At 71.5% G+C, this 24,674-nt stretch carries 20 protein-coding genes; 14 read left to right on the forward strand and 6 right to left on the reverse strand.

Features of this window, described 5'->3' with window-relative positions; genetic code table 11:
- The first annotated feature begins 40 nt into the window (after positions 1 to 40).
- The 8 genes from DEJ49_RS27210 to DEJ49_RS36525 all read left to right on the forward strand — a co-directional run bounded on the left by DEJ49_RS27210 (position 41) and on the right by DEJ49_RS36525 (position 8,661).
- A complete protein-coding gene (locus DEJ49_RS27210) occupies positions 41 to 2,878 on the forward strand; it encodes a DNA translocase FtsK (protein WP_150186539.1) in 2,838 nt (945 codons plus the stop codon).
- 205 nt (positions 2,879 to 3,083) lie between these two features.
- On the forward strand, positions 3,084 to 3,974 hold the full coding sequence (locus DEJ49_RS27215; RefSeq protein ID WP_150186540.1) for a helix-turn-helix domain-containing protein: 891 nt from the start codon (positions 3,084 to 3,086) through the stop codon (positions 3,972 to 3,974).
- Positions 3,975 to 4,111: 137 nt separating this feature from the next.
- Entirely contained in the window at positions 4,112 to 5,584 is a 1,473-nt protein-coding gene (gene rimO, locus DEJ49_RS27220; protein WP_150186541.1) for a 30S ribosomal protein S12 methylthiotransferase RimO, read from the forward strand.
- A complete protein-coding gene (gene pgsA / locus DEJ49_RS27225; RefSeq protein WP_150186542.1) occupies positions 5,581 to 6,279 on the forward strand; it encodes a CDP-diacylglycerol--glycerol-3-phosphate 3-phosphatidyltransferase in 699 nt (232 codons plus the stop codon). Before rimO ends, pgsA begins: the two co-directional genes overlap by 4 nt.
- A 26-nt stretch (positions 6,280 to 6,305) precedes the next feature.
- Complete coding sequence (locus DEJ49_RS27230; protein WP_223833231.1) at positions 6,306 to 6,899, forward strand: CinA family protein; 594 nt, start codon at positions 6,306 to 6,308, stop codon at positions 6,897 to 6,899.
- A gap of 109 nt (positions 6,900 to 7,008) precedes the next feature.
- Positions 7,009 to 7,383 (forward strand): helix-turn-helix domain-containing protein, encoded by a 375-nt coding sequence (locus tag DEJ49_RS27235; RefSeq protein ID WP_055564110.1) that lies wholly within the window; start codon positions 7,009 to 7,011, stop codon positions 7,381 to 7,383.
- 218 nt (positions 7,384 to 7,601) lie between these two features.
- Positions 7,602 to 8,072: a Dps family protein gene (locus DEJ49_RS27240; protein WP_150186543.1), complete on the forward strand. Its 471-nt coding sequence runs from the start codon at positions 7,602 to 7,604 to the stop codon at positions 8,070 to 8,072.
- A gap of 202 nt (positions 8,073 to 8,274) precedes the next feature.
- Positions 8,275 to 8,661 (forward strand): hypothetical protein, encoded by a 387-nt coding sequence (locus DEJ49_RS36525; RefSeq protein WP_223833232.1) that lies wholly within the window; start codon positions 8,275 to 8,277, stop codon positions 8,659 to 8,661.
- Here DEJ49_RS36525 and DEJ49_RS27250 read toward each other — a convergent pair.
- The 4 genes from DEJ49_RS27250 to DEJ49_RS27270 form a co-directional block, all read right to left on the reverse strand.
- Positions 8,609 to 9,385, reverse strand: a complete 777-nt coding sequence (locus DEJ49_RS27250) for an SDR family NAD(P)-dependent oxidoreductase (RefSeq protein ID WP_150186545.1) — start codon at positions 9,383 to 9,385, stop codon at positions 8,609 to 8,611. The genes DEJ49_RS36525 and DEJ49_RS27250 overlap by 53 nt on opposite strands.
- Positions 9,386 to 9,504: 119 nt before the next feature.
- Entirely contained in the window at positions 9,505 to 10,305 is an 801-nt protein-coding gene (locus DEJ49_RS27255; protein ID WP_150186546.1) for an Fpg/Nei family DNA glycosylase, read from the reverse strand.
- Positions 10,306 to 10,377: 72 nt separating this feature from the next.
- Complete coding sequence (locus tag DEJ49_RS27260) at positions 10,378 to 15,072, reverse strand: ATP-dependent helicase (RefSeq protein WP_150186547.1); 4,695 nt, start codon at positions 15,070 to 15,072, stop codon at positions 10,378 to 10,380.
- A gap of 352 nt (positions 15,073 to 15,424) precedes the next feature.
- Positions 15,425 to 16,387: a hypothetical protein gene (locus tag DEJ49_RS27270; RefSeq protein ID WP_150186548.1), complete on the reverse strand. Its 963-nt coding sequence runs from the start codon at positions 16,385 to 16,387 to the stop codon at positions 15,425 to 15,427.
- Positions 16,388 to 16,465: 78 nt separating this feature from the next.
- On the opposite strand from DEJ49_RS27270, the gene DEJ49_RS27275 reads away from it, so the two are divergent.
- The 6 genes from DEJ49_RS27275 to DEJ49_RS27300 all read left to right on the forward strand — a co-directional run bounded on the left by DEJ49_RS27275 (position 16,466) and on the right by DEJ49_RS27300 (position 23,643).
- A complete protein-coding gene (locus DEJ49_RS27275; protein ID WP_150186549.1) occupies positions 16,466 to 16,660 on the forward strand; it encodes a DUF3046 domain-containing protein in 195 nt (64 codons plus the stop codon).
- Between the two features lie 127 nt (positions 16,661 to 16,787).
- Positions 16,788 to 18,065, forward strand: a complete 1,278-nt coding sequence (locus DEJ49_RS27280) for an AI-2E family transporter (RefSeq protein WP_150186550.1) — start codon at positions 16,788 to 16,790, stop codon at positions 18,063 to 18,065.
- A gap of 245 nt (positions 18,066 to 18,310) precedes the next feature.
- Positions 18,311 to 19,435 carry a recombinase RecA gene (gene recA / locus DEJ49_RS27285; RefSeq protein WP_150186551.1) on the forward strand — a complete coding sequence of 375 codons (1,125 nt, stop codon included), beginning with the start codon at positions 18,311 to 18,313 and terminating at the stop codon, positions 19,433 to 19,435.
- A 3-nt stretch (positions 19,436 to 19,438) separates the two neighbouring features.
- Positions 19,439 to 20,290 carry a recombination regulator RecX gene (recX, locus tag DEJ49_RS27290; RefSeq protein ID WP_150186552.1) on the forward strand — a complete coding sequence of 284 codons (852 nt, stop codon included), beginning with the start codon at positions 19,439 to 19,441 and terminating at the stop codon, positions 20,288 to 20,290.
- A gap of 144 nt (positions 20,291 to 20,434) precedes the next feature.
- Entirely contained in the window at positions 20,435 to 21,082 is a 648-nt protein-coding gene (locus DEJ49_RS27295) for a winged helix-turn-helix domain-containing protein (RefSeq protein WP_150186553.1), read from the forward strand.
- On the forward strand, positions 21,079 to 23,643 hold the full coding sequence (locus tag DEJ49_RS27300; RefSeq protein WP_150186554.1) for an FtsX-like permease family protein: 2,565 nt from the start codon (positions 21,079 to 21,081) through the stop codon (positions 23,641 to 23,643). Before DEJ49_RS27295 ends, DEJ49_RS27300 begins: the two co-directional genes overlap by 4 nt.
- 15 nt (positions 23,644 to 23,658) lie before the next feature.
- Here DEJ49_RS27300 and DEJ49_RS27305 read toward each other — a convergent pair whose 3' ends face one another.
- Positions 23,659 to 24,078, reverse strand: coding sequence for a rhodanese-like domain-containing protein (locus DEJ49_RS27305; protein WP_150186555.1), 420 nt, complete (start codon positions 24,076 to 24,078; stop codon positions 23,659 to 23,661).
- Positions 24,075 to 24,614 (reverse strand): cysteine dioxygenase, encoded by a 540-nt coding sequence (locus DEJ49_RS27310; protein ID WP_150186556.1) that lies wholly within the window; start codon positions 24,612 to 24,614, stop codon positions 24,075 to 24,077. Before DEJ49_RS27310 ends, DEJ49_RS27305 begins: the two co-directional genes overlap by 4 nt.
- Between the last annotated feature and the right edge of the window lie 60 nt (positions 24,615 to 24,674).

The raw sequence follows: 24,674 nt of genomic DNA on the forward strand, positions 1-24,674 counted from the left end.
ACACGTGTCCACAGAGGCCCGCACCGGTAACCTCACACCCATGGCCTCACGTCAGTCCGCAGCCAAGAAGACGCCCGCGAAGAAGGCGGCCGCGCCGACGAAGGCTCCGGCGAAGAAGGCCGCCGCCAGACCTCCCGCGAAGAAAGCCGCGGTGAAGAAGGCGCCCGCGAAGAAGGCACCGGCCAAAAAGGTCGTCGCCAAGCCCGCACCCAAGCCGGCGCCGAGCCCCACAGGGGGCCTGTACCGGATCGTGCGCGCCGTCTGGCTCGGCCTGGCGCACGGGGTCGGCGCGATGTTCCGCGGCATAGGGCGGGGCGCCAAGGGTCTCGACCCGGCGCACCGCAAGGACGGCCTCGCGCTCCTGCTGCTCGGCGTCTCGCTGATCGTCGCCGCGGGCACCTGGTCGAATCTGCGCGGACCCGTCGGCGACCTCGTCGAGGTCCTGGTGACCGGCGCCTTCGGCCGCCTCGACCTGCTGGTGCCGCTGCTGCTCGGCGCCATCGCCGTACGCCTCATCCGGCATCCCGAGAAGCCCGAGGCGAACGGCCGCATCGTGATCGGTCTGTCCGCCCTCGTCATCGGCGTCCTCGGACAGGTCCACGTGGCCTGCGGCTCGCCGGCCCGCAGCGACGGCATGCAGGCGATAAGGGACGCGGGCGGCCTCATCGGCTGGGGCGCCTCCACTCCGCTGATCTTCACCATGGGCGAGATCCTCGCGGTCCCGCTCCTGGTGCTCCTCACCGTCTTCGGTCTGCTCGTCGTCACCGCGACGCCCGTCAACGCCATCCCGCAGCGGCTGCGGCTGCTCGGTGTGAAGCTCGGCGTCGTCCAGGCGGAGCCCGAGGTCTACGAATTCACGGACGACGACGAGCGGTACGACGAGCAGTGGCGCGAGGCGCTGCCCGCACGCCCCGCGCGCAGGCGTTCCACCGCCCCCGAGGCGTACGACCCCGGTCACGCCGAGGAAGAGGCGCTCACCAGGCGCCGCAGGCCGCGCAGGACCCCCGTACAGCCGGACATGGACCGGCCCATGGACGCCGTGGACGTGGCGGCCGCCGCGGCCGCGTCCCTGGACGGCGCGGTGATGCACGGCATGCCGCCCTCACCGCTGGTCGCCGACCTGACGCAGGGCGTCTCCCAGGAGCGCGAGGAGCGCGAGCAGAGCCGTCGGCACGACCGCGGCCAGGAACAGCTCCAGGAACAGAGCCAGGAGCAGGGGCGCAAGGCGCCCGTGCCGACCGCGCGCGCCACGGACGCGCCGGTGCCCGGCAAGCTCAGGAAGAAGCCGCAGGCGGCCGCCGACAGCGCGGACAGCCCCGTCCCCGACCTCACGAAGTCCACGCCCGAGACCCAGCGCGAGCTGCCGCCGCGCGCCGAGCAGCTCCAGCTCTCCGGCGACATCACCTACTCGCTGCCCTCGCTCGACCTCCTGGAGCGCGGCGGCCCCGGCAAGACCCGCAGCGCCGCCAACGACGCGGTCGTGAACTCGCTGACGAACGTCTTCACCGAGTTCAAGGTCGACGCCGCCGTCACTGGCTTCACGCGCGGCCCGACGGTCACGCGGTACGAGATCGAGCTCGGCCCGGCCGTGAAGGTCGAGAAGATCACGGCGCTGGCCAAGAACATCGCGTACGCGGTGGCCTCCCCGGACGTCCGGATCATCTCGCCCATCCCCGGCAAGTCCGCCGTCGGCATCGAGATCCCGAACACCGACCGCGAGATGGTCAACGTGGGCGACGTGCTGCGCCTGGCCGACGCGGCGGAGGACGACCATCCGATGCTCGTCGCGCTCGGCAAGGACGTCGAGGGCGGCTACGTGATGGCCAACATGGCGAAGATGCCGCACATCCTGGTGGCCGGAGCCACCGGGTCCGGCAAGTCGTCCTGCATCAACTGCCTGATCACGTCGATCATGATAAGAGCGACGCCCGAGGACGTCCGGATGGTCCTCGTGGACCCCAAGCGCGTCGAGCTCACCGCGTACGAGGGCATTCCGCACCTGATCACGCCGATCATCACCAACCCCAAGCGGGCCGCCGAAGCACTCCAGTGGGTCGTCCGCGAGATGGACCTGCGCTACGACGACCTCGCCGCGTTCGGCTACCGGCACATCGACGACTTCAACCAGGCCGTGCGCGAGGGCAAGCTCAAGACGCCCGAGGGCAGCGAGCGCGAGCTCAAGGCCTACCCGTACCTGCTCGTGATCGTCGACGAGCTCGCCGACCTGATGATGGTCGCGCCGCGCGACGTCGAGGACTCGATCGTGCGCATCACGCAGCTCGCGCGCGCGGCCGGCATCCACCTGGTGCTCGCCACCCAGCGCCCGTCCGTGGACGTCGTGACGGGTCTGATCAAGGCGAACGTGCCCTCGCGGCTCGCGTTCGCGACCTCCTCGCTGGCCGACAGCCGCGTCATCCTGGACCAGCCGGGAGCGGAGAAGCTCATCGGCAAGGGCGACGGCCTGTTCCTGCCGATGGGGGCGAACAAGCCCACCCGTATGCAGGGCGCCTTCGTCACCGAGGACGAGATCCACGCCGTGGTGCGGCACTGCAAGGACCAGATGGCGCCGGTCTTCCGCGACGACGTCACCGTCGGCACCAAACAGAAGAAGGAGATCGACGAGGACATCGGCGACGACCTCGACCTGCTGTGCCAGGCCGCCGAGCTGGTCGTCTCCACCCAGTTCGGCTCCACGTCGATGCTGCAGCGCAAGCTGCGCGTCGGCTTCGCCAAGGCCGGCAGGCTCATGGACCTCATGGAGTCGCGCTCCATCGTGGGGCCCAGCGAGGGTTCGAAGGCACGTGACGTTCTTGTGAAACCTGACGAGCTGGACGGCGTGCTCGCGGTGATCCGCGGGGAGGCTCAACCAGAAGGGTGAGCGAGGCTCACCCGTAAGGGAACGGCAGGCAACCGTTTCTCTTCGGCATACGTCAAGTTGAGGAGAGAAGAGCACGATGTCCCACCATCAGGATGTCCGGCCATTCTGATGGCGTACAAAGTCCGTCCGCCCGGTTGCCCCACCGTTTCGAGACCCCCCTAAAATGAACCTCCGGCAGGTGGCTACACGCTCGAAAGGCGCCCCCGTGTCCATCGGCAACTCCCCTGAAGAAGACCGACCTTCGGACGACCGCCTCGACCGCACCGCCCGTGCCACGGACGACAGTCCGGCGGACGCCCGCCCGGCCGAGCAGCGGCCCTCGATCGGCCACGTCCTGCAGCAGGCCCGCATCGCCGCCGGCCTGACCGTCGACGAAGTGAGCACCTCCACGCGCGTGCGCGTCCCGATCGTGCACGCGATCGAACAGGACGACTTCTCGCGCTGCGGCGGCGATGTGTACGCCCGCGGACACATCAGGACGCTGGCGCGCGCCGTCGGCCTCGACCCGGCCCCACTCGTCGCCCAGTACGACGAGGGCCACGGCGGCCACCCGCCGGCGCCCACGCCGGCGGCGCCCCTCTTCGAGGCCGAGCGCATCCGCTCCGAGCCGCGCCGCCCGAACTGGACCGCGGCCATGGTCGCCGCGATCGTCGCCGTGATCGGCTTCGTCGGCTTCACCGCGTTCAGCGGCGGCGACGACAGCGACGAAGGCTCCAAGTCCGTCGCCGAAGGCGCCACCGCGGCGCCCACCAAGACCAGTGAGAAGCCGAAGCCCTCCAAGCCCGCCGACCCCAAGCCCGATCCGTCCGACAGCGCCATCGCCGGAGTCCCGCGCGACAAGGTCACGGTCAAGGTCCAGGCCGCCGACGGCCGCAGCTGGATCTCCGCCAAGGACCACAACGGACGCACGCTCTTCGACGGCGTCCTCGAGCAGGGCCAGGACAAGACGTTCCAGGACAAGCAGAAGGTCGACCTCGTCCTGGGCGACGCGGGCGCGATCGAGCTGTATGTGAACGGCAAGCAGGTCGAGAACGAATTCGAGCCCGGCCAGGTGGAGCGCCTCACGTACACGAAGGGCGACCCCGAGGTCGGCTGACCGCCTTCCGCACGCCGCTGACCTGCGGTTCCGTGCGGGACGCGGTGACGGTGGGGTGACGTGCCGGGGGCCGTGGGCCGACCGCCGGGTAACCCTGGCGGCGGGGGCCGAGGCGCGGACGAAGTAGTCTTGAGACCATGCCCGAACGCCGCACCGTCGCCCTTGTCACCCTTGGCTGCGCCCGTAACGAGGTGGACTCGGAGGAGCTCGCAGGCCGCTTGGAGGCGGACGGCTGGCAGCTCGTCGAGGACGCCGAGGACGCGGACGTCGCCGTCGTCAACACCTGTGGCTTCGTCGAAGCCGCCAAGAAGGACTCCGTCGACGCCCTTCTCGAAGCCAATGATCTGAAGGGCCACGGCAAGACCCAGGCCGTCGTCGCGGTCGGCTGCATGGCCGAGCGGTACGGCAAGGAGCTCGCCGAGGCGCTGCCCGAGGCCGACGGCGTGCTCGGGTTCGACGACTACGCCGACATCTCCGGCCGTCTGCAGACGATTCTCAGCGGCGGCAGCGTCGAGGCCCACACCCCGCGCGACCGGCGCAAGCTGCTGCCGATCAGCCCCGCCGAGCGCCAGCTGGCCAAGGCGGACGTCGCGCTCCCTGGCCACGCGGACGCCGCGGCGCCCACCGACCTGCCCGAGGGCGTCGCGCCCGCCTCGGGACCGCGCGCCCCGCTGCGCCGCCGCCTCGGCACCAACCCCGTCGCCTCCGTGAAGCTGGCCTCCGGCTGCGACCGGCGCTGCTCGTTCTGCGCCATCCCGTCCTTCCGCGGCTCGTTCATCTCGCGCCGCCCCTCCGACGTCCTCGGCGAGACCCGCTGGCTCGCCGAGCAGGGCGTCAAGGAGGTCATGCTCGTCTCCGAGAACAACACCTCGTACGGCAAGGACCTCGGCGACATCCGCCTCCTGGAGACGCTGCTCCCCGAGCTGGCCGCCGTCGACGGCATCGAACGCGTGCGCGTCAGCTACCTGCAGCCCGCCGAGATGCGCCCCGGCCTCATCGACGTCCTCACGTCGACGGAGAAGATCGCGCCCTACTTCGACCTGTCCTTCCAGCACTCCGCGCCCGGCGTCCTGCGTGCCATGCGGCGCTTCGGCGACACCGACCGCTTCCTGGAGCTTCTGGACACCATCCGGTCCAAGGCGCCGCAGGCCGGCGTCCGGTCCAACTTCATCGTGGGCTTCCCCGGCGAGACCGAGGCGGACGTCGCCGAGCTGGAGCGTTTCCTGACGGGCGCGCGCCTGGACGCCATCGGTGTCTTCGGATACTCGGACGAGGAGGGCACCGAAGCGGCCACGTACGACGCGAAGCTCGACCAGGACGTCGTCGACGCGCGGCTGGCCCACATCTCCCGGCTCGCCGAGGAGCTCACCTCGCAGCGCGCCGACGAGCGGCTCGGCGAGACCGTCGAGGTCCTCGTCGAATCCCTCGACGAGGAGGAGGGCCCGCTCGGCCGGGCCGCGCACCAGGCCCCCGAGACGGACGGCCAGATCCGCTTGACGGGCACCATCGGTGGGGATGCCTTGCAGGTCGGCCGTATGGTCGTGGCAAAGGTCGTCGGCACGGAGGGCGTGGACTTGGTGGCCGAGTGTCTCGAGGAGGCCCGCAGATGACAGGAGTCCCGGCACCCGCGGGCGGCTCCGGCGCTCAGGGCGCTTCGAGCGCCAAGCCGGTGCGCGGCGGGAAGCTGGGCGCCGCGGCGGTCAATCAGGCCAGCCTGTGGAACGTCGCGAACCTGCTGACCATGGTGCGGCTGCTGCTCGTGCCCGGCTTCGTGATGCTGCTGCTCGGCAACGGCGGGTACGACCCGGCCTGGCGCTCGTTCGCCTGGGCCGCCTTCGCCGTCGCCATGATCACCGACCTCTTCGACGGTCACCTGGCGCGCACGTACAATCTGGTCACGGACTTCGGGAAGATCGCCGACCCCATCGCCGACAAGGCGATCATGGGGGCGGCGCTGATCTGTCTCTCCTGGCTCGGCGATCTGCCCTGGTGGGTGACCGGCGTGATCCTCGGGCGCGAGCTCGGGATCACGCTGCTGCGGTTCTGGGTGATCCGTTACGGCGTCATTCCGGCCAGTCGTGGCGGCAAGATGAAGACGCTGGCGCAGGGTACGGCCGTCGGGATGTACGTTCTTGCCCTGACCGGGCCGCTCGCGACCCTGCGGTTCTGGGTGATGGCCGTCGCCGTCGTGCTGACCGTGGTGACGGGGCTCGACTATGTGAAGCAGGCCGTCGTGCTGCGCAGGCAGGGCATGGCCGAAGCGCGTGCGGCGGCTGCGGAGTCCGCCCGGGAGGCAGCGAAGTGACGTCCCGCGGGCTCTCGGCCGACGGTGTGCCGGTTCCGGCCTCGGAGCTTCCGGCTGCCCGTCTGGTGCGGCTGCTGGCCGCGCGCGGTGAGACGCTCGCGGTCGCCGAGTCGCTGACCGGGGGCCTGGTGGCCGCCGAGATCACGTCGGTGCCGGGCGCCTCGAAGGTCTTCCGGGGGTCGGTCACCGCGTACGCCACGGAGCTGAAGCGGGACGTGCTCGGGGTCGACGGCACTCTGCTGGACGAGCGCGGGGCCGTGGATCCCGAGGTCGCCCGGCAGATGGCGGACGGTGTGCGCCGGTTTCTCGGCGCGGACTGGGGCATCGCCACGACCGGGGTCGCCGGTCCGGAACCGCAGGATGGGCAGCCGGTCGGCACCGTGTACGTCGCGGTGGCGGGGCCTGACAGTGCTGCTGACGGGCCGGATTTCGAAAGCATGCGCGGTTACGCCGATGGCGGAGCGCGTGGGAAAGTGGCCGCCCTGCGGTTGAACGGTGACCGTTCGGAAATCCGTATGGAGAGTGTACGGAGCGTGCTCACGTTGCTTCTCGAGCGGCTGTCCGGAGAACGGTCCGGGAATGGGCGGGCACAGGATACGGAACAGAACGGGGGGAATTGATGTTTGCAGCCCTGAGTGAACACGACATCGCTCCCCGCACGGCCGCCGCGCAAGGCGGTACGGTGGGGCGTGAAGGATGCGGCTACGCGGTCCGAGGAGGGAGCCACCGATGATTCTGCTCCGTCGCCTGCTTGGTGACGTGCTGCGTCGGCAGCGCCAGCGCCAGGGCCGTACTCTGCGCGAAGTCTCCTCGTCCGCCCGAGTCTCGCTCGGCTATCTCTCCGAGGTGGAGCGGGGGCAGAAGGAGGCTTCCTCCGAGCTGCTTTCCGCGATCTGCGACGCGCTTGACGTACGGATGTCCGAGCTCATGCGTGAAGTGAGCGACGAACTGTCGCTCGCCGAGCTGGCTGAGTCTGCAGCAGTCCCGGAACCGGTGCGTGCGCCGGTTCGCTCGATGCTCAATTCCGTGTCCGTGGCCGGCGTGCCACCGGAACGGGTCACGATCAAGGCACCCGCGGAGGCGGTCGACGTCGTCGCGGCGTGATGCGACGCTGCTCCTGAGCAGCTCTGGGAAGTGTGTGGAAGCCCCGACCGGGTACCCGGTCGGGGCTTTCGTTTGTTGAGGTGAGCCCACCTGGCCCCGCTACCGGATGGTCTGGTACCGGATGGTTGGGGCAGCTGTTCGCAAATCGACCTATTTGGCTATTTTGTGTCATGGTTGGTGGGGATTTACCTCATTCGCTCGTGTGTTGGAGGAGACAGATGTACGTCGTGAAGAGCCCGCTGTCCGATGCGGATCTCAAGACGGTCTCGGAGGCACTGCAGGGTGCGCTCGTGGACCTGGTCGACCTGTCGCTGGTCGCCAAGCAGATCCACTGGAACGTGGTCGGCCCGCGCTTCCGCTCCGTGCACCTGCAGCTCGACGAGGTCGTGGACACCGCCAGGCAGCACTCGGACACCGTCGCGGAGCGTGCCTCCACGCTGGGTGTCTCGCCGGACGGGCGCGCGGCGACCGTGTCCCAGAGCAGTGGCATCGGGAAGGTCCCCGAGGGCTGGGTCAAGGACGTGGACGCGGTCGGGACGCTCGTGGACGCGCTCGGCGCGGTGATCACGCGGATGCGTCAGCGTGTCGAGGCGACGGGCGAGGCCGACCCGGTCAGCCAGGACATCTTCATCGGCATCACGGCCGACCTGGAGAAGCACCACTGGATGTTCCAGGCGGAGAGCAGCTGATTCCGCGTGTGAGGGCGCGTGAGGGTGCTCCCCATGAGGCGGCGTGGCCGTTCGTGCGCCGGGAGCGTGCGGCGGGGCAGTCGCTCCCGGCCACGCTCCAGGCGCCGCCGATACGCCCTCCCATGGGGTGAACCCCGGCGTTTAGCGTCGATCTCGCGTTGGGCGGGAGGTGGCATCTGTGGCAGCCGTGACCGGGACAGCCGTGACATGGCGGGCCGTACGATGGGTGCCCTTCCTGGCGCTCGGCGCGCTCTGGTGGTGGGGCGTGCTGCGGCTCGCCTTCTCGCCCGACGCGGGAGTGCTGGAAGGAGCGGTCGCCGCCGGAGGGTGGGGACTGAGCGTGCTGCCCGTGCACTGCGTGCCCAGGGCCCGCGCGCTGGATGAGGCGAGGGCGGCCAGGGGAGCTGACCCCGCGCAGTACGCGCGGCGCCCCGACGGGGAACTGCGGTGGCCGGGGGAGCGCACGGCTCTCGCATGGTGGGGACGGGCCGTCGTGTCGGCGGGGCGGGTGCGGGGGCGCGCTCTCAGGGTGCGGGCTACCAGGGCATGGCGACGCCGCCGTTCGGGCGGAGGATCTGGCCCGTCGTGAAGGACGCGGCGTCCGACGCCAGGTGCAGCACGGCGTGCGCGATGTCGTCCGGATCGCCCACACGGCCGAGCGGTGCCATGCGCCGCATGGTGTGTTCGGTGTGCGCCTGCTTCTCGCTGTCGGGGCGCTCCGATGTTGTCATAGGGGTGCGGATCCATCCCGGTGCGACGACATTCACGCGGATGCCGTGCGGGCCGAGCTCTGTGGCCAGCGTTTTCGAGAGCTGGACGACGGCGGCTTTTGACGCTCCGTAGCAGAGGAGGCCGGGGGCGCCTGTGTCGACGGCGCCCGACGCCATCGTGATGATGCTGCCGCCGGAGCCTGCGTCGACCATCGTGCGGGCGGCGGCCTGGCATGCGTACAGGACGCCTTTGAAGTTGATGTCCATGACGCGATTCAGGTCTTCGTCGCGGGTCTCCAGGACCGGACTGCTGTGCATGACGCCGGCTATGGCGGCGAGGATGTCGAGGCGGGGTGTCGCTGCTGTGGCTATTGCCCGGTCGACTTGAGCCCTGTCGGTCACGTCCAAGGGGTACGTGTATGCGGTGCCGCCGGCCTTCGTGATGAGCGCGGCGGTCTCCTGGAGTCCTGGCTCGTCGCGGTCGGCGCAGTGCACGGCGGCACCCGCTTCCGCGAGGAGCCGCGCCGTCGCACGCCCGATGCCGCTGGCGGCGCCGGTGATGAATGCGGTGCGTCCGGTGAGGTCGTACGCCGTGACGGGCATGGGGGGACGGTACGGCCGAATCTGATGGGGCGTCAACTGGCTGGGTGATGGCTGTTGTTGACGGTGTGCAGGTTGCGGGTGGTGTGTCCGGGCGGCCGGGCGTGTCGTTGGGGCGCCGGTCAGGGGGTTGGGCCCTGCTGGCAGGTGGGGCACCAGTAGGTGGGACGGTCGCGGGAGCCGTCTCCTTGCTGGGCGCGGCGGATCGGGGTGCGGCAGCGCCAGCAGGGGCGGGACGCACGGCCGTAGACGAAGAGGCGCTGGCCCGGACGGTCGCGGCCCGTAGTGGTGCGGTTGGGCTGGTTCCGGTTCGCTTCCAGGAGCTTCTTGGAGAGGCTCGGCACGCGGGCGGCCGTCTCTTCGGAGAGGTCGCCGACGGGGAGCCACGGGGTGACGCCGAGGATGAAGCAGATGTCGCTCTTGAACACGTTGCCGATGCCCGCGAGGTTGCGCTGGTCCAGGAGGGCTTCGCCGAGGGCGCGGTCGGGAACCGCCAGGATGTTGTTCAGCGCGCGCTCCGGGTCCCAGTCCGGGCCCAGCAGGTCGGGGCCCAGGTGGCCCACGGCCTTGTCCTCGTCGGCGGTGCGGAGCAGCTCAAGGACAGGCAGGCGGTACCCGACGGCGGTGCGTTCGGCGGTGCCGAGGATGGCCCGGATCTGGTACGAGGGACCGCCGCGCCAGCGCTCTCCGGGGGCGTACAGCTGCCAGGAGCCGTCCATCCGGAGGTGGGAGTGGAGGGTGAGGCCGCCCTCGATGCGGGTCAGGAGGTGCTTGCCGCGCGGGGTGACGTCCAGGATGGCGCGTCCTGTGAGGTCGACCGTCGCGAGTTTGGGGACGCGGAGGTCGGAGCGCGTGATCGTGTGCCCCGCGAGGGCGGCGTGCAGGCGTCGGCACGCCTGGTAGATCGTGTCACCTTCGGGCATGGGTCCAGGGTGGCATGACGGGGGTGGCGGGGGCTGGAGTGGCTGGCGCGCGGGTGATCCTGCGCGTGGGCCTCATGCGCGGAGCCTCAGTCCGCGTGGCGTGGCGTGGAAGCCCGCTCCTTCCAGGAGAGGGGCGAAGGGGGACGTGAGTGCGGCCTCGCCATTGACCCGCTCCACCGTGACCGTGCCGAGGGAGCCCGCGCGGGCGGCCCCGGCCAGGGCTTCCGAGGCGGCGTGCAGGCGGGGGTCGTCGGCGATCGGGGCGTCCGGGACGGCGGGCCAGGCGAGGAGCGTCTTGCCGCCGCGTTCCATGTAGAGCGTCAGCTCGCCGTCGACCAGGACGACCAGGGAGCCGGCCTTGCGGCCCGGCTTGTGGCCGGCGCCGTTCGGCGGCTCGGGCCACGGCAACGCGGCGCCGTACGCGTTGGCGGGGTCGGCGGCGGCGAGGACCACCGCGGCCTGGGCGTCCGAGGGGCGTGAACCGTCCGTACGGTCGCGGGAGTTCGCGGTCGCGCGCAGGCGGTCCACCGCTCCGTCCATGGCGAACTGTGCGGCGCCGAGACCTTCGACCACGTAGCCCCGACGCGCCTGGCCGCTGTCTTCGAAGGCCGACAGGACGCGGTACACCGCCGAGAAGCCGCCCTCGACCCCCTCGGCCGCGACCGCGCCGCGCGTGACGACGCCGTGCCGGTCCAGGAGGGCGCGGGCCAGGGCGTGGGCGCGCAGGGTCGGGTCGGGCTCGCGGGGAGGGAGCAGGGACCAGCGGCCCGCGACGGTGGGAGGGCCGGTGCGGGAGGCGGTGCGGGCGGCCGCGGTGAGGCTTCCGTAGCGCCCGCGCGGGACGCCACGCTTGGCGCGGTGGGCCGTGGAGCCCGCGGTGCGCCCCGAGCCGAGGAGCGAGCGCATCGGGCCGAGCGTGTCGTTCGTGAGCAGGCCGGACCAGGACAGCTCCCAGATGGAGTCGGCCAGTTGCGGATCCAGCGCGTCCGGGTGGGTGGTGGCGCGCACTTGGTCGGCGATCTGGCGGAAGAACAGTCCGTACCCCCCGGAGAGGGCGTCCAGGATCGACTGGTGCAGTGCGGTGAGCTCCAGGGGGTGCGGGGGCGGAAGGAGCAGGGGCGCGGTGTCGGCCAGATAAAGGGAGACCCAGCCGTCCTTCCCGGGCAGGGAACCGGCGCCCGCCCAGATGACCTCGCCGGCCGCCGTCAGTTCGTCGAGCATGGCCGGGTTGTAGCCCGTCACGCGCGAGGGCAGGACGAGCTTCTCCAGGGCGGAGGCGGGAACCGTGGCGCCCTGCAACTGCTCGACGGCGCGCACCAGGCCGTCGATGCCGCGCAGGCTGTGCTTGCTCAGGTTCTGCCACTGGGGCAGGAACTGGGCCAGGGCGGCGGGCGGCACCGGTTCCAGTTCGTGCCGCAGGGCGGCGAGGGAGCGGCGGCGCAGCCGGCGCAGTACGGCCGCGTCGCACCACTCCTGGCCGATGCCCGCCGGATGGAACTCTCCCTGCACCACACGGCCGTTGGCCGCGAGGCGCTGCAGCGCGCCCTCGGTGACCGCGGCGCCGAGCCCGAAGCGGGCCGCGGCCGCGGCGGACGTGAACGGGCCGTGCGTGCGGGCGAAGCGGGCGAGGAGGTCGCCCAGGGGGTCCTTGACGGGCTCCGTGAAGGCCTCGGGGACGCCCACGGGCAGGGCGGTGCCCAGGGCGTCCCGCAGCCGTCCCGCGTCCTCGATGGCCGCCCAGTGCTCCGCCCCCGCGATGCGGACCCGGATCACACGGCGTGCGGCCGCCAGCTCCTCCGCCCAGTCCGGTTCGGCGCCGCGCTCGGTGAGCTCGGCCGCGGTGAGCGGGCCGAGCAGCCGGAGCAGGTCGGCGACGCCTTCGGCGTCCTTGACGCGGCGGTCCTCGGTGCGCCACTGGAGCTCCTGCTCCAGCTCCGCCAGGACGTCGGCGTCGAGCAGTTCGCGCAGTTCCGCCTGGCCGAGGAGCTCGGCGAGCAGCCGTGAGTCCAGGGAGAGGGCCGCTGCGCGCCGCTCGGCGAGGGGGGAGTCGCCCTCGTACAGGAACTGGGCCACGTACCCGAACAGGAGGGAGCGGGCGAAGGGGGAGGGCTCGGGGGTGGTGATCTCGACGAGCCGGACGCGGCGCGACTCGATGTCGCCCATCAGCTCGGTCAGGCCCGGTACGTCGAAGACGTCCTGGAGGCACTCCCTGACCGCTTCAAGGACGATGGGGAAGGACCCGAACTCGCTCGCCACCTCGAGGAGCTGGGCGGCGCGCTGGCGCTGCTGCCACAGCGGGGTGCGCTTGCCGGGGCTGCGGCGCGGCAGCAGCAGCGCGCGGGCGGCGCACTCGCGGAAGCGGGAGGCGAACAGCGCCGAGCCGCCCACCTGGTCGGTGACGATCTGGTTGACCTCGCCCTTGTCGAAGGTGACGTCACCGGCGCCCACGGGGGGCTTGTCCGCGTCGTACTCCACAGGGGGCGTGGTGGGCTCCTGGTCGAGCAGGTCGAAGCCCATCAGGTCGGCGTCCGGGAGCCGGAGGACGATGCCGTCGTCGGCGTGCATGACCTGGGCGTCCATGCCGTACCGCTCGGTGAGGCGGGCGCCGAGGGCGAGGGCCCACGGAGCGTGCACCTGGGCTCCGAAGGGGGAGTGCACGACGACCCGCCAGTCGCCCAGTTCGTCGCGGAACCGCTCGACCACGATGGTGCGGTCGTCGGGGATGTGCCCGCAGGCTTCGCGCTGTTCGCCGAGGTACGCGAGGACGTTGTCGGCGGCCCACGCGTCGAGCCCGGTGGCGAGGAGGCGCCCGCGCGCGTCCTCCTGCGAGAGCGCGCCGACCTCGCGGAGGAACGCGCCCAGGGCGCGGCCCAGTTCGAGCGGGCGGCCCAGCTGGTCGCCCTTCCAGAAGGGGAGGCGGCCCGGGACGCCGGGCGCCGGGGAGACGAGGACCCGGTCGCGCGTGATGTCCTCGATGCGCCACGAGCTCGTGCCGAGGGTGAAGACGTCACCCACCCGCGACTCGTACACCATCTCCTCGTCGAGCTCTCCGACGCGGCCGCCGCCCTTCTTGGGGTCGGCGCCCGCGAGGAACACCCCGAAGAGACCGCGGTCGGGGATCGTGCCCCCGGAGGTGACCGCGAGGCGCTGCGCCCCCGGGCGTCCGGTGACCGTGCCCGCGACGCGGTCCCAGACCACGCGCGGCCGCAGCTCGGCGAAGGCGTCGGAGGGATACCGGCCCGCGAGCATGTCCAGCACGGCCGTGAACGCGGACTCCGGGAGGGAGGCGAAGGACGCCGCGCGGCGGACCACCGTGAGCAGGTCGTCGACCTGCCAGGTGTCGAGTGCGACCATCGCGACCAGCTGCTGGGCCAGCACGTCCAGCGGGTTGGCCGGGATGCGCAGGGACTCGATGGAGCCGGTCCGCATCCGCTCCGTGACGACCGCGGCCTGCACCAGGTCTCCCCGGTACTTCGGGAAGACGACTCCCGTCGAGACGGCGCCCACCTGGTGGCCCGCGCGGCCCACGCGCTGGAGCCCGGACGCGACCGACGGCGGCGACTCGACCTGCACGACCAGGTCGACCGCGCCCATGTCGATGCCCAGCTCCAGGCTGGACGTGGCGACGACGGCCGGGAGCCTGCCCGCCTTGAGGTCCTCCTCGACCTGCGCGCGCTGCTCCTTGGAGACCGATCCGTGGTGGGCGCGCGCCAGGACCGGAGGGGCGCCCTTGGCGGCGCCCGATTCCGCCATCAGCTCCGCGGGGGAGTGGTCCTCGGGGAGCGACTCGCCGGTCGCCCTCTCGTACGCGATCTCGTTGAGGCGGTTGCACAGGCGCTCGGCGAGACGGCGCGAGTTGGCGAACACGATCGTCGAGCGGTGCGCTTGCACGAGGTCCGTGATGCGCTCCTCGACGTGCGGCCAGATCGAAGGGCGCTCTGCCTCGGCCCCCGGCCCGTCCCCGGAGTCGCTGACCGGGGAGCCGCCCAGCTCCGCGAGGTCCTCGACGGGAACGACCACGGACAGGTCGAACTCCTTGCCGGAGTCCGGCTGGACGATCTCCACCTTGCGCTTGGGCGACAGATAGCGTGCCACCTCGTCCACCGGACGCACCGTGGCCGACAGACCGATGCGGCGCGCGGGCTTCGGCAGCAGTTCGTCGAGCCGCTCCATGGACAGGGCGAGATGGGCGCCGCGCTTGGTGCCCGCGACCGCGTGCACCTCGTCGAGGATCACCGTCTCGATGCCGGTCAGCGCGTCCCGCGCCGCGGACGTCAGCATCAGGAAGAGCGACTCGGGCGTGGTGATCAGGATGTCCGGCGGGCGCGTCGACAGCGCACGGCGCTCGGCGGCCGAGGTGTCACCCGAACGGATCCCGACCCGCACCTCCGGCTCGGGCATGCCGAGGCGCACCGCCTCCTGACGGATACCGGTCAGCGGGCTGCGCAGATTGCGCTCCACGTCGACCGCGAGCGCCTTCAGGGGCGAGATGTACAGCACCCGGCAGCGCTTCTTCGCGTCGGCCGGCGGCGGTGTCGACGCGAGCTGGTCGAGGGCCGCGAGGAACGCGGCCAGGGTCTTTCCGGAGCCCGTGGGTGCGACGACGAGCACGTCCGAGCCCTCGTGGATGGCCTGCCACGCTCCGGCCTGGGCGGACGTGGGCGCGGAGAAGGCACCCGTGAACCAGCCGCGGGTCGCGGGGGAGAAGCTGTCGAGGGCGCTGTGAGCGCCGGCGGCGCCGGGAGCACTGGACGCGGAGCTGACCATGACCCCATCGTGCACCCCACCACTGACATCGGCGCCCACCTGCGGAAAAGAGGTCGCGTGCCCCTCGCGGAATGGAGGCGTGGTGGGTTCGGCGGAACAGGCGCGGCACTGGCGGTACGCGGCGCGCTCGCCGCAGACACGGTGCTCCGGGTATGGCGGTGACCCGGCTGCTGCGGCTCAACGGCGGGCATCTGCCGCAGCGCACGGTTCGCACGGCGGGCCCCAGGACCGCCGCACGCGCGCGTACCGTTCCTCGTCGTCATCGCCGCGGCCGTCGCCGTCACGGCGGGGCTGCGCGCGCTGGCGAGGTGAGGGGGGCGATCCCGGTGCTCGCGGTACCCAGGGTGTCCTCTCAGGCGATGTCCCGTCCGTACGCCCGGAGCGTACGCAGCGCCTGGATGGTGACGATGGGCCGCGCCTCCATGGCCGTGCCGGGAGCCCACTGCCGCCAGCGCACCGGCCAGCCGCCGTCCGCCGCCTGGTCCCGCGCCAGGAAGTCGAGGGAGCGCGCCATCTCCGCGTCGGTGAACCACGAGCGCGCGAGCGACTCCGGGACCTTCGCGAAGTCGTGCGGGAAGTGGTGTTCTCCCGGTGCGTAGCCGGGCTGCACCGGATAGGCGTCGAGGTCCGCGGGGTCCAGCGCCACGAGCCGCTGCTCGCGCACGAGACGACCCAGGCGGTCGGCGGCGGCACGCGCGCGTGGGCGGTCGGGTACACCGTCCAGGAAGGCGACGGCCGCCTGGATCTCGTAGGGATGCGACGTCTTCAGCGACTCGACGGCCGTCCAGCAGAAGTCCGTGGCGCGGAAGAGCCAGGCGTGCCACACCTCGTTGCGGTGCAGCAGACCCACTACGGGGCCGGTCGCGAGCAGCTCGCTGGGCGGGTCGTCCATGATCGGCATGAACGGCGCCGAGGGGTAGCCGCGCTGGCTGGGATGGATCGCGGGAAGGGCACCCTCGGGCGTCGACACCGACGTCAGGTAGCGGCAGACGCGCTCCACCCGCTGTCCGCCGCAACGGTGGATCGAGTCCAGGACGCCCAGCGCGTGCCCGGTGTGCAGGGGCTGGCTCACGGGCCCGCGCAGATCGGGCTCCAGTGCGTAGCCGTACCCGCCGTCCGCGGTGGCGTACGAGGTCAGGGCGGTCTCCACCGCGTCCGCGGCCGCGTCACCTCCCGCGCCGTCCAGGAAGTGGTACGCGAACCGTCGCTGCTCCAGGACGCGCGCGGTGAGCCAGACGAAGCGCTCGGCGCGGGCGAGCGGGGAGAGCGCCGCGTCGGGTGAGGGCACTGCGGGAGATGCTCCGGTTTCGGCCATGCACCGACCGTAGGACGGAAAGCGTTCTCGACGACCCCCTGCGCCCGGCCGCCCCCTCAGGGGCGTGATACTGGAGTCATGCGGTTGACGGTCTTCTGGCAGCGGATGGCGGCCCACTTCGGTGCGGGGTACGCCGACTCCTTCGCGCGCGATCACGTGATGGCTGAATTGGGCGGCCGTACGGTCAATGAGGCGCTGGATGCGGGCTGGGAGGCCAAGGACGTCTGGCGTGCGGTGTGCACGGCGATGGACGTACCCGCCGAGAAGCGCTGAAACAGGGGCTGTCCGGCGGCGCCGGAAGGGTTCCACGCGCGCGTGGGTCGTGCCCTCCCCGTCCCAAGCGCGTCCCAAGATGTGAGGGTGGCGTCCGGTCGGCGCCGACGTGGGCGAGACTTGGCCCGTGGCACCGACAGACGAGACCGCGCAGGTCACCCAGGACACCGCTCCGCCCGGCACGACGCCGCCCGCACAGCCCCCCGCCGGAACCCAGGCAGGGCAGGGCGCCCGCATGCCGCGCTGGCTGCCGCGCGCCATGGTTCTCGCCCTCGCGCTCGTCGCCTGCTTCCAGCTGGGCAGCTGGGCGTTCCATCAGTTGACCGGGCTGTTGATCAACGTATTGATCGCGTTCTTCCTGGCGCTCGCGGTCGAGCCCGCGGTGAGCTGGATGGCCGCGCGCGGTATGCGCAGGGGTTTCGCCACGTTCCTGGTCTTCCTGGGCGTCGTGATCGCCAGCGCCGGCTTCATCGCCTTGATGGGGTCGATGCTCGCGGGCCAGATCGTGGACATGGTCGAGGACTTCCCCGACTACCTGGACAAGGTCATCAGCTGGATCAACCAGACCTTCCACACGGACCTCTCCCGCGTCGAGGTCCAGGACAGCCTGGTCCACTCGGACTGGCTGCAGAAGTACGTGCAGAACAGCGCCAGCGGTGTCCTGGACGTGTCCGCGCAGGTGCTGGGCGGTCTCTTCCAGCTCCTGACGATCCTGCTGTTCTCGTTCTACTTCGCGGCCGACGGGCCGAGGCTGCGGCGCGCCCTGTGCTCGGTGCTGCCGCCCGCCAAGCAGGCCGAGGTGCTGCGGGCCTGGGAGATCGCGGTCGACAAGACCGGCGGCTACCTTTACTCGCGCGGCCTGATGGCGCTGATCTCCGGGATCGCGCACTACATCCTGCTGCAGGTGCTCGAAGTGCCCTACGCGCCCGTGCTCGCCGTGTGGGTGGGCCTCGTGTCCCAGTTCATCCCCACCATCGGCACGTATCTCGCGGGCGCCCTGCCGATGCTGATCGCCTTCACGGTCGACCCCTGGTACTCGCTCTGGGTGCTGGTCTTCGTGGTCGTCTACCAGCAGTTCGAGAACTACGTACTGCAGCCCAAGCTCACCGCCAAGAGCGTGGACATCCACCCCGCCGTCGCGTTCGGCTCGGTCATCGCGGGCACGGCGCTCCTCGGCGCGGTGGGGGCGCTCATCGCCATCCCGGCCGTCGCGACGCTGCAGGCGTTCCTCGGGGCGTACGTGAAGAGGTACGACGTCACGGACGACCCCCGGGTGCACGGGCACCGGCGCCAGGTCGGAGCTCCCCTCCTCGCCCGGATGCGGCGGGCGCTGCGGGGGCCGAACAGGCCGGAGGCCCCGGCGGAGCCGGGTGGATCCTCGCCGAAGCCGGGCAAGCGCAAGTAGGAGAGAGCGGGCGCCGGGGGAGGGCGGGCGCGGGCGTCGGCGGGAGCCGGCGGACGGCGTCGGCCCCGGCGTGCCACGCTTGACACTAAATTCGAACATCCATTCTCATGGGTTGTCCGGCGGCGATTCTGCGGGGTGGACCTCGAGTTATCCACAGGCTGGACGGGCGTCGGGGCGGATTGTCAGTGGCAGGCGTTAGCGTCTTTGACGTGAAGCGATCGACTCAAGCAAATCGGGTGGAACCCATGGCAGGAACCGACCGCGAGAAGGCGCTCGACGCCGCGCTCGCACAGATTGAACGGCAATTCGGCAAGGGCGCAGTGATGCGCATGGGCGAGCGGCCGAACGAGCCCATCGAGGTCATCCCCACCGGGTCGACCGCGCTCGACGTCGCGCTCGGCGTCGGCGGCATCCCCCGCGGCCGTGTGGTGGAGGTGTACGGCCCGGAGTCCTCCGGTAAGACGACCCTCACCCTGCACGCCGTGGCCAACGCCCAGCGGGCGGGCGGCGCGGTGGCCTTCGTGGACGCGGAGCACGCCCTCGACCCCGAGTACGCGAAGAAGCTCGGCGTCGACATCGACAACCTCATCCTGTCCCAGCCGGACAACGGCGAGCAGGCCCTCGAGATCGTCGACATGCTGGTCCGCTCCGGCGCCCTCGACCTGATCGTCATCGACTCCGTGGCCGCCCTGGTGCCGCGCGCGGAGATCGAGGGCGAGATGGGCGACTCGCACGTGGGTCTGCAGGCCCGCCTGATGAGCCAGGCCCTGCGAAAGATCACCAGCGCGCTCAACCAGTCCAAGACCACCGCGATCTTCATCAACCAGCTGCGCGAGAAGATCGGCGTGATGTTCGGTTCCCCGGAGACCACGACCGGTGGCCGCGCGCTGAAGTTCTACGCGTCGGTGCGCATGGACATCCGCCGCATCGAGACCCTGAAGGACGGCACGGACGCGGTGGGCAACCGCACCCGCGTCAAGGTCGTCAAGAACAAGGTCGCGCCGCCCTTCAAGCAGGCCGAGTTCGACATCCTCTACGGCCAGGGCATCAGCCGCGAGGGCGGCCTGATCGACATGGGCGTCGAGCACGGGTTCGTCCGCAAGGCGGGCGCCTGGTACACGTACGAGGGCGACCAGCTCGGCCAGGGCAAGGAGAACGCCCGCAACTTCCTGAAGGACAACCCCGACCTCGCCAACGAGATCGAGAAGAAGATCAAGGAGAAGCTGGGCGTCGGAGTGAAGCCCGAGGCGCCGACCGAGGAGCCGAGCACGGACGCGACGGGCGCCGCCCCGGCCGCCGACGACGCCAAGACGGTGCCCGCTCCGGCGGCCAAGGCCGGCAAGTCCAAGGCCGCGGCGGCCAAGAGCTAGTCCGTGACGCGACGAACCGACTGGGCGGACCACACCGCCCCCGAAAGCCGCACCGGCACTGCCGGGCGGCGCCACGGGGGCGGTGTGGATCAGGACGGCGCGGGCCGGTGCGCCGACCGGGGTGACGGCGACGGTTTCCAGGCCAGCGGAAGCTTCCGGGACGGCGACGGCTTCCAGAACGATGGTGGCCACCAGGACGACGAAGGCTTCCGGGGCGGAGGCGGTCGGAGTCGTGGGCGCCGGCGCCGCCGCGGCCGATTCGGGGACTCCGGCAGCCCGGATTCCGACAGCCCCGGCGGCCACCAGGACAGCGGTTCCCCTTCCTCGTCGAGGGCCGAGAAGGGGGAGCCGCCCACGGATCCCGCCGAGCGGGCACGGGCGATCTGCCTGCGCCTCCTCACCGGCACCCCCCGCACGCGCAAGCAGCTCGCCGACGCACTGCGCAAGCGGGAGATCCCCGACGACGTGGCGGAAGAGGTCCTCTCCCGCTTCGAAGAGGTCGGACTGATCAACGACAGCGCCTTCGCGGACGCCTGGGTGGAGTCCCGGCACCACGGCCGGGGTCTGGCCCGCCGTGCACTCGCGCGGGAGCTGCGCACCAAAGGCGTGGAGTCCACGCTGATCGACGAGGCCGTGGGGCAGCTCGACGCGGAGCAGGAAGAGGCGACCGCGCGGGAGCTCGTCGCCCGCAAGCTCCGCTCCACGCGGGGCCTCGACCGCGACAAGCGCCTGCGCCGCCTGGCGGGCATGCTCGCCCGCAAGGGTTACGCGGAGGGCATGGCGCTCCGCGTGGTCCGGCAGGCGCTGGAGGAAGAGGGCGAAGAGACCGACGACCTGGGGTACGAAGGGTTCTGAGCGGGCCGCCCCCACGGGGGTGGGGCGGCAACCGGAACGATCTCCGTACCCCGGCTCGCGCTCCGCAGGGTGGGGGTAACCCCCCTGCGGAGACGCCGGGTTGCCGCAGTGCACAGGAACCTGTGCACAGGCGACTGTGTACGCATGGCAGAGGAACCCGGCAGGACCGGGGCGGAGCGGGCCGAGGGCCCGCGGGAACTCAATGATCTCCACGTTCTGAAGGCGCTCGCGCAGCCGCGGCGGCAGCAGATGCTGCAGCACCTCACCGTGCACGGCCCGGCCACGTCCGCGACGCTCGCCCGAGCCCTCGGGCTCAACACCGGCGCGACCAGCTATCACCTGCGCGAACTCGCCCGCTACGGCTTCGTCGAGGAGACGCGCGGCTCCGGGCACGGACGTGAGCGCTGGTGGCGCGCCGTCCCGGGCGACCGGCGCTTTCCGCCGCGCAGCCGGCAGAGCCCCGAGATGCGGCTCGTCATGGACGAGCTCAACCGTCTCTCGTACGCCGCCGACCTGGAACTCTTCGGGCAATTGCAGCGCGATCCCGGCCCCGACGAGTGGGCCGACGCGCTGCCGCACTCCCGAGGCACGATTCGGCTGACCCTCCCCGAACTCCACGAGTTCTTCGAGGAGTACATCGCGCTGCTCAACCGCTACAAGCGGTCCGAAGCGGACACCCCGGACGGCGCTCGCACCGTCCTCACCCGCTTCCTGGCCTTCCCCGCGCCCACCGCCTCCTCCGCCGACGCCGGCTCCTCCGACAACAACCGAAAAGAGTCCGAGCCCTCATGATGCTGCGCTACGCCCTGCAGACCGTCAGAGACCGCAAAGGCGGATTCGTCGGCGCCTTCCTCGCGCTGATGTGCGCCGCGGGCCTCATCACGGCCTGCGGCACCCTCCTGGAAACCGGCCTGCGCGGCACGATCAAGACCGAGCGCTACGCCGCGGCCCCCGTGATCGTCTCCGCCGACCAGAACGTGCACCAGACCACGGTCAAGCATAAAAAGGGCAAGACCAAGATCAAGCACAAGGCGAAACCGATCGCCGAACGCGCGTGGCTGCCGGCCGACGACATCGGGAGCAGGATCAAGAGGGTCCCGGGCGTCGATTTCGTCGTACCCGAACTCACCTTTATTGCCCAGCCGTTGAGCCCGGGTGCCGGAACAGGAGCGGGACCCGACGACAACGCCGACACCCCCACGTACGGGCACGCATGGAAGTCCGCCGCCCTCACCCCCTTCCGCCTCGTCGACGGAAAGGCCCCGCGGTCCTCGCGCGATCTCGTCATCGACCGCGGTCTCGCCGACCGCGCGGGGCTGCGCCCCGGCGACCGTCTCACCGTCCAGTCGACGCAGAGCCCGCGCGACTACCGCATCACCGGAGTGGCCGCGCCCGCGAACGGCGCCCTGACCCACCAGACCTCGCTCTTCTTCTCCTCCGATGAGGCCGAACGGCTTGCGGCGCACCCCGGGAAGGTCACCGCCTTCGGCGTCATACCGGCCGAGGGCACCTCTGTCGCCGACCTGGAGAAGGCGGTCGAGCAGGCCGTCGAGGGGACGACGGCCCAGGTCAGCGCGGGGGACGACCGCGGGCCCGTGGAGTTCCTGGACGCGGCGGGAGCGCGCGTCAAGCTCGTCAGCATGGGCGGGGCCATGGGTGGCACCTCCCTCCTCGTCGCTGTGCTCGTGGTGGTCGGCACCTTCGCCCTCTCCATTCAGCAACGCCACCGCGAACTCGCCCTGCTGCGTGCCGTCGCCGCGACTCCGCAGCAGATCCGCAGGCTCCTCGGGCGTGAGGCGGTGCTCGTCGGCGTGGTGGCGGGTGCGGCCGGCGCGCTCGCCGGGATCCCGCTCGCAGGCGTGCTGCACGAGCGGTTCGTGGCAACGGGGGCCGTGCCCGCCACCCTTGAGCGCACCGTCAGTGCCTTCCCGCCTCTCGTCGCCGTCGCTGCCACCGTGCTGGGAGCCTGGGCCGCCGCGCGCATCGCGGGGCGCAGGATCGTCCGTATCCGCCCGGCGCAGGCTCTTGCCGAAGCGCAGATCGAGCCGCGACGGCCCGCCTGGAGCCGAGTCGTCGCCGGTCTGGTGCTGCTCGTCGGCGGTGTCGTCCTCGTCGCCGTGCTGAGCGTGCTGCGCACCGAGGCGGCGTCGACCCCCGTGACGTTCCTGACGGTCGTGGTCTTCGCCTGCGCCATCGCCCTCCTCGGTCCGTTCGTCGTCCGGGCAGCGGCCGCACTCCTCCGAGGACCGCTCAGGCTGTCCGGCCCCGGAGGCAAGCTCGCCCACGCCAACCTGCGCGGCAACGCGGCCCGCATGGCCGCCGTCGTCACGCCGCTCGCCCTCCTCACGGGCATGGCCTGCACCGTCCTCTTCGTCCAGCCCACCCTCGACGACGCCGCCCGCGGCCAGGCCCGCGACGGCATCCGCGCGGACTGGGTGCTGGCCGCGCAAGGCCCCGGCGTACCGGCACAGGCCGCCCGGAAGCTGCGGACGACCGACGGTGTGCAGGCTGCCACCGAGGTCGTCCGCACGACGGTCCGCGTGGGGCTCGACAAGTACCCCGCGCAGGGCGTCACCCCTGAGCACCTGGCCCGGACCTGGGACCCGGACGTCACCGCAGGATCCATCGAGGACTTCGGTGAGGAGAGTGGCGCCGTCAGCGAACTGGCCGCCGACCGGCTGGGGCTGAAGCCGGGCAGCACGCTCGCGTTCACCTTGGGAGACGGCACGAAGACGAAACTCACCGTGCGCGCCGTCTACGCACGCGGGCTCGGCTTCGGGGACCTGACCATGGCGCACGACCTGGTCGCCCGCCACGTGGACAACCCGCTCGCCGCCACGGTCCTCGTCAGGAGCGACCGTACACAGGAACAACTCGCGGCGGCCGTCGACAAGTTCCCGGGCGTCCGTGTACTCACCCCGGCGGCCGCGGACGACCTCCAGGCGGAGAGCCGCAGGACCAACGCCGAGGTGAACCTGCTCGCGATGGGGCTCGTCCTGGCCTTCACCGCCATCGCCGTCGTCAACACACTGGCGATGTCCGTCTCCGAACGCGTCCGTGAGTTCGCGATGCTGCGCCTGGCCGGGGCGACGCGCCGTCAGGTGCTGCGGATGCTCCGGACCGAGGCGCTGGCCGTCCTGTTCATCGGTACCGCGCTCGGCAGTGGGGTGGCACTCGCCGTCCTGACGGCGTTCAGCATCGGCATGACCGGAAGCGCGGCACCGACGGTCGCCCCTCTGGTGTACGTCTCCGTGCTCACCGTCGCCGGTTTGCTCGCCCTGATCGCGACCGCCCTGCCCGGCCGCGCCGCCTTGAGGCCGCTCCCCGTCACGGTGGCGACGGCCAAGGAGTAGGCGGCACGGCCGTCCTCACGCCTGGGCGGTCACCACCGGCAGCCCCGCCGCCCGCCACGCCTGAAAGCCCCCCGTGAGGTCAGTGGCGTGGCGGAGCCCCAACTGCCGCAGGGAGACGGCCGCGAGGCTGGACGCGTACCCCTCGTTGCAGACCACGACGACGCGCAGGTCATGGCTCGTGGCCTCCGGAGCGCGATGGCTGCCCTGAGGGTCGAGCCGCCACTCCAGCTCGTTGCGTTCGACGACGAGTGCGCCGGGGATGAGCCCGTCCCGCTCCCGCAGCGCCGCATAGCGGATGTCGACCAGCAGGCCACCGGCCTCGGCGGTTTCGTACGCCTTCTCCGGAGAGAGCCGGTCGAGCCCGAGCCGTACCCGTTCCAACAACGTGTCGATGCCCACCGGCTGTTCGTCACCCACCGGCTGTTCGTCGCTCACTGCCAGTCCTCCGGGCGCTCGACGGACTCCAGACGGAGCACGTCACCCGTCCGGCTGTAGCGGCGGATCCGCGGCAGCGGCGGGTAGTACGCGTGCACGGAGACGGCGTGCTCGGTCGTCGACTCGTTCAGGACCTCGTGCACGTGGTTCCGGCCGAAGGCGCGGCCCTCGCCGGGCGTCAACTCCCGTTCGCGGTCGACGTCGTCGGAGAGCTCCAGGGTCTTCCACCCGTCGGTGGGAAGCCGCGCGGCCAGGGAGTTCTCCTTGAGGGTGCCCGCCGCGGCGAGGAAGGCGCCGACCGACTCCGCGTGGTCGTGCCAGCCGGTGCCGGTGCCGGGCGGCCAGCCGATCAGCCAGGCCTCACTGCCACCGGGCCCCTCCAGGCGTACCCACGTACGGCCTTCGGGGTCCAGCGGCAAGGAGGCGATGAGTTCGGAGTCGGCCGCGGTGCGGCGGACGAAGGCGAGGAGTTCGGCGGCGGTGGGCGCCGAGGACCGCGTCGACGACGGCGCGGTGGAGGAAGGGACAACAGACAACGGATACCGTCCTGGAGGTTCGCGGAAAGCGCGCACGACGTGACCCGGAGCGGTGCTCGG

It is taken from the genome of Streptomyces venezuelae, assembly GCF_008642335.1.
GTDB classification, from domain to species: domain Bacteria; phylum Actinomycetota; class Actinomycetes; order Streptomycetales; family Streptomycetaceae; genus Streptomyces; species Streptomyces venezuelae_F.

What these genes read in the sequence shown, in the direction of transcription:
- DEJ49_RS27210 (WP_150186539.1), top strand. Translation starts at nt 41, where the DNA reads ATGGCCTCACGTCAGTCCGCAGCCAAGAAGACGCCCGCGAAGAAGGCG.
- rimO (WP_150186541.1), top strand. Translation starts at nt 4,112, where the DNA reads ATGCCCGAACGCCGCACCGTCGCCCTTGTCACCCTTGGCTGCGCCCGT.
- pgsA (WP_150186542.1), top strand. Translation starts at nt 5,581, where the DNA reads ATGACAGGAGTCCCGGCACCCGCGGGCGGCTCCGGCGCTCAGGGCGCT.
- DEJ49_RS27235 (WP_055564110.1), top strand. Translation starts at nt 7,009, where the DNA reads ATGATTCTGCTCCGTCGCCTGCTTGGTGACGTGCTGCGTCGGCAGCGC.
- DEJ49_RS27240 (WP_150186543.1), top strand. Translation starts at nt 7,602, where the DNA reads ATGTACGTCGTGAAGAGCCCGCTGTCCGATGCGGATCTCAAGACGGTC.
- DEJ49_RS27250 (WP_150186545.1), bottom strand. Translation starts at nt 9,385, where the DNA reads ATGCCCGTCACGGCGTACGACCTCACCGGACGCACCGCATTCATCACC.
- DEJ49_RS27255 (WP_150186546.1), bottom strand. Translation starts at nt 10,305, where the DNA reads ATGCCCGAAGGTGACACGATCTACCAGGCGTGCCGACGCCTGCACGCC.
- DEJ49_RS27260 (WP_150186547.1), bottom strand. Translation starts at nt 15,072, where the DNA reads ATGGTCAGCTCCGCGTCCAGTGCTCCCGGCGCCGCCGGCGCTCACAGC.
- DEJ49_RS27270 (WP_150186548.1), bottom strand. Translation starts at nt 16,387, where the DNA reads ATGGCCGAAACCGGAGCATCTCCCGCAGTGCCCTCACCCGACGCGGCG.
- DEJ49_RS27275 (WP_150186549.1), top strand. Translation starts at nt 16,466, where the DNA reads ATGCGGTTGACGGTCTTCTGGCAGCGGATGGCGGCCCACTTCGGTGCG.
- recA (WP_150186551.1), top strand. Translation starts at nt 18,311, where the DNA reads ATGGCAGGAACCGACCGCGAGAAGGCGCTCGACGCCGCGCTCGCACAG.
- DEJ49_RS27295 (WP_150186553.1), top strand. Translation starts at nt 20,435, where the DNA reads ATGGCAGAGGAACCCGGCAGGACCGGGGCGGAGCGGGCCGAGGGCCCG.
- DEJ49_RS27300 (WP_150186554.1), top strand. Translation starts at nt 21,079, where the DNA reads ATGATGCTGCGCTACGCCCTGCAGACCGTCAGAGACCGCAAAGGCGGA.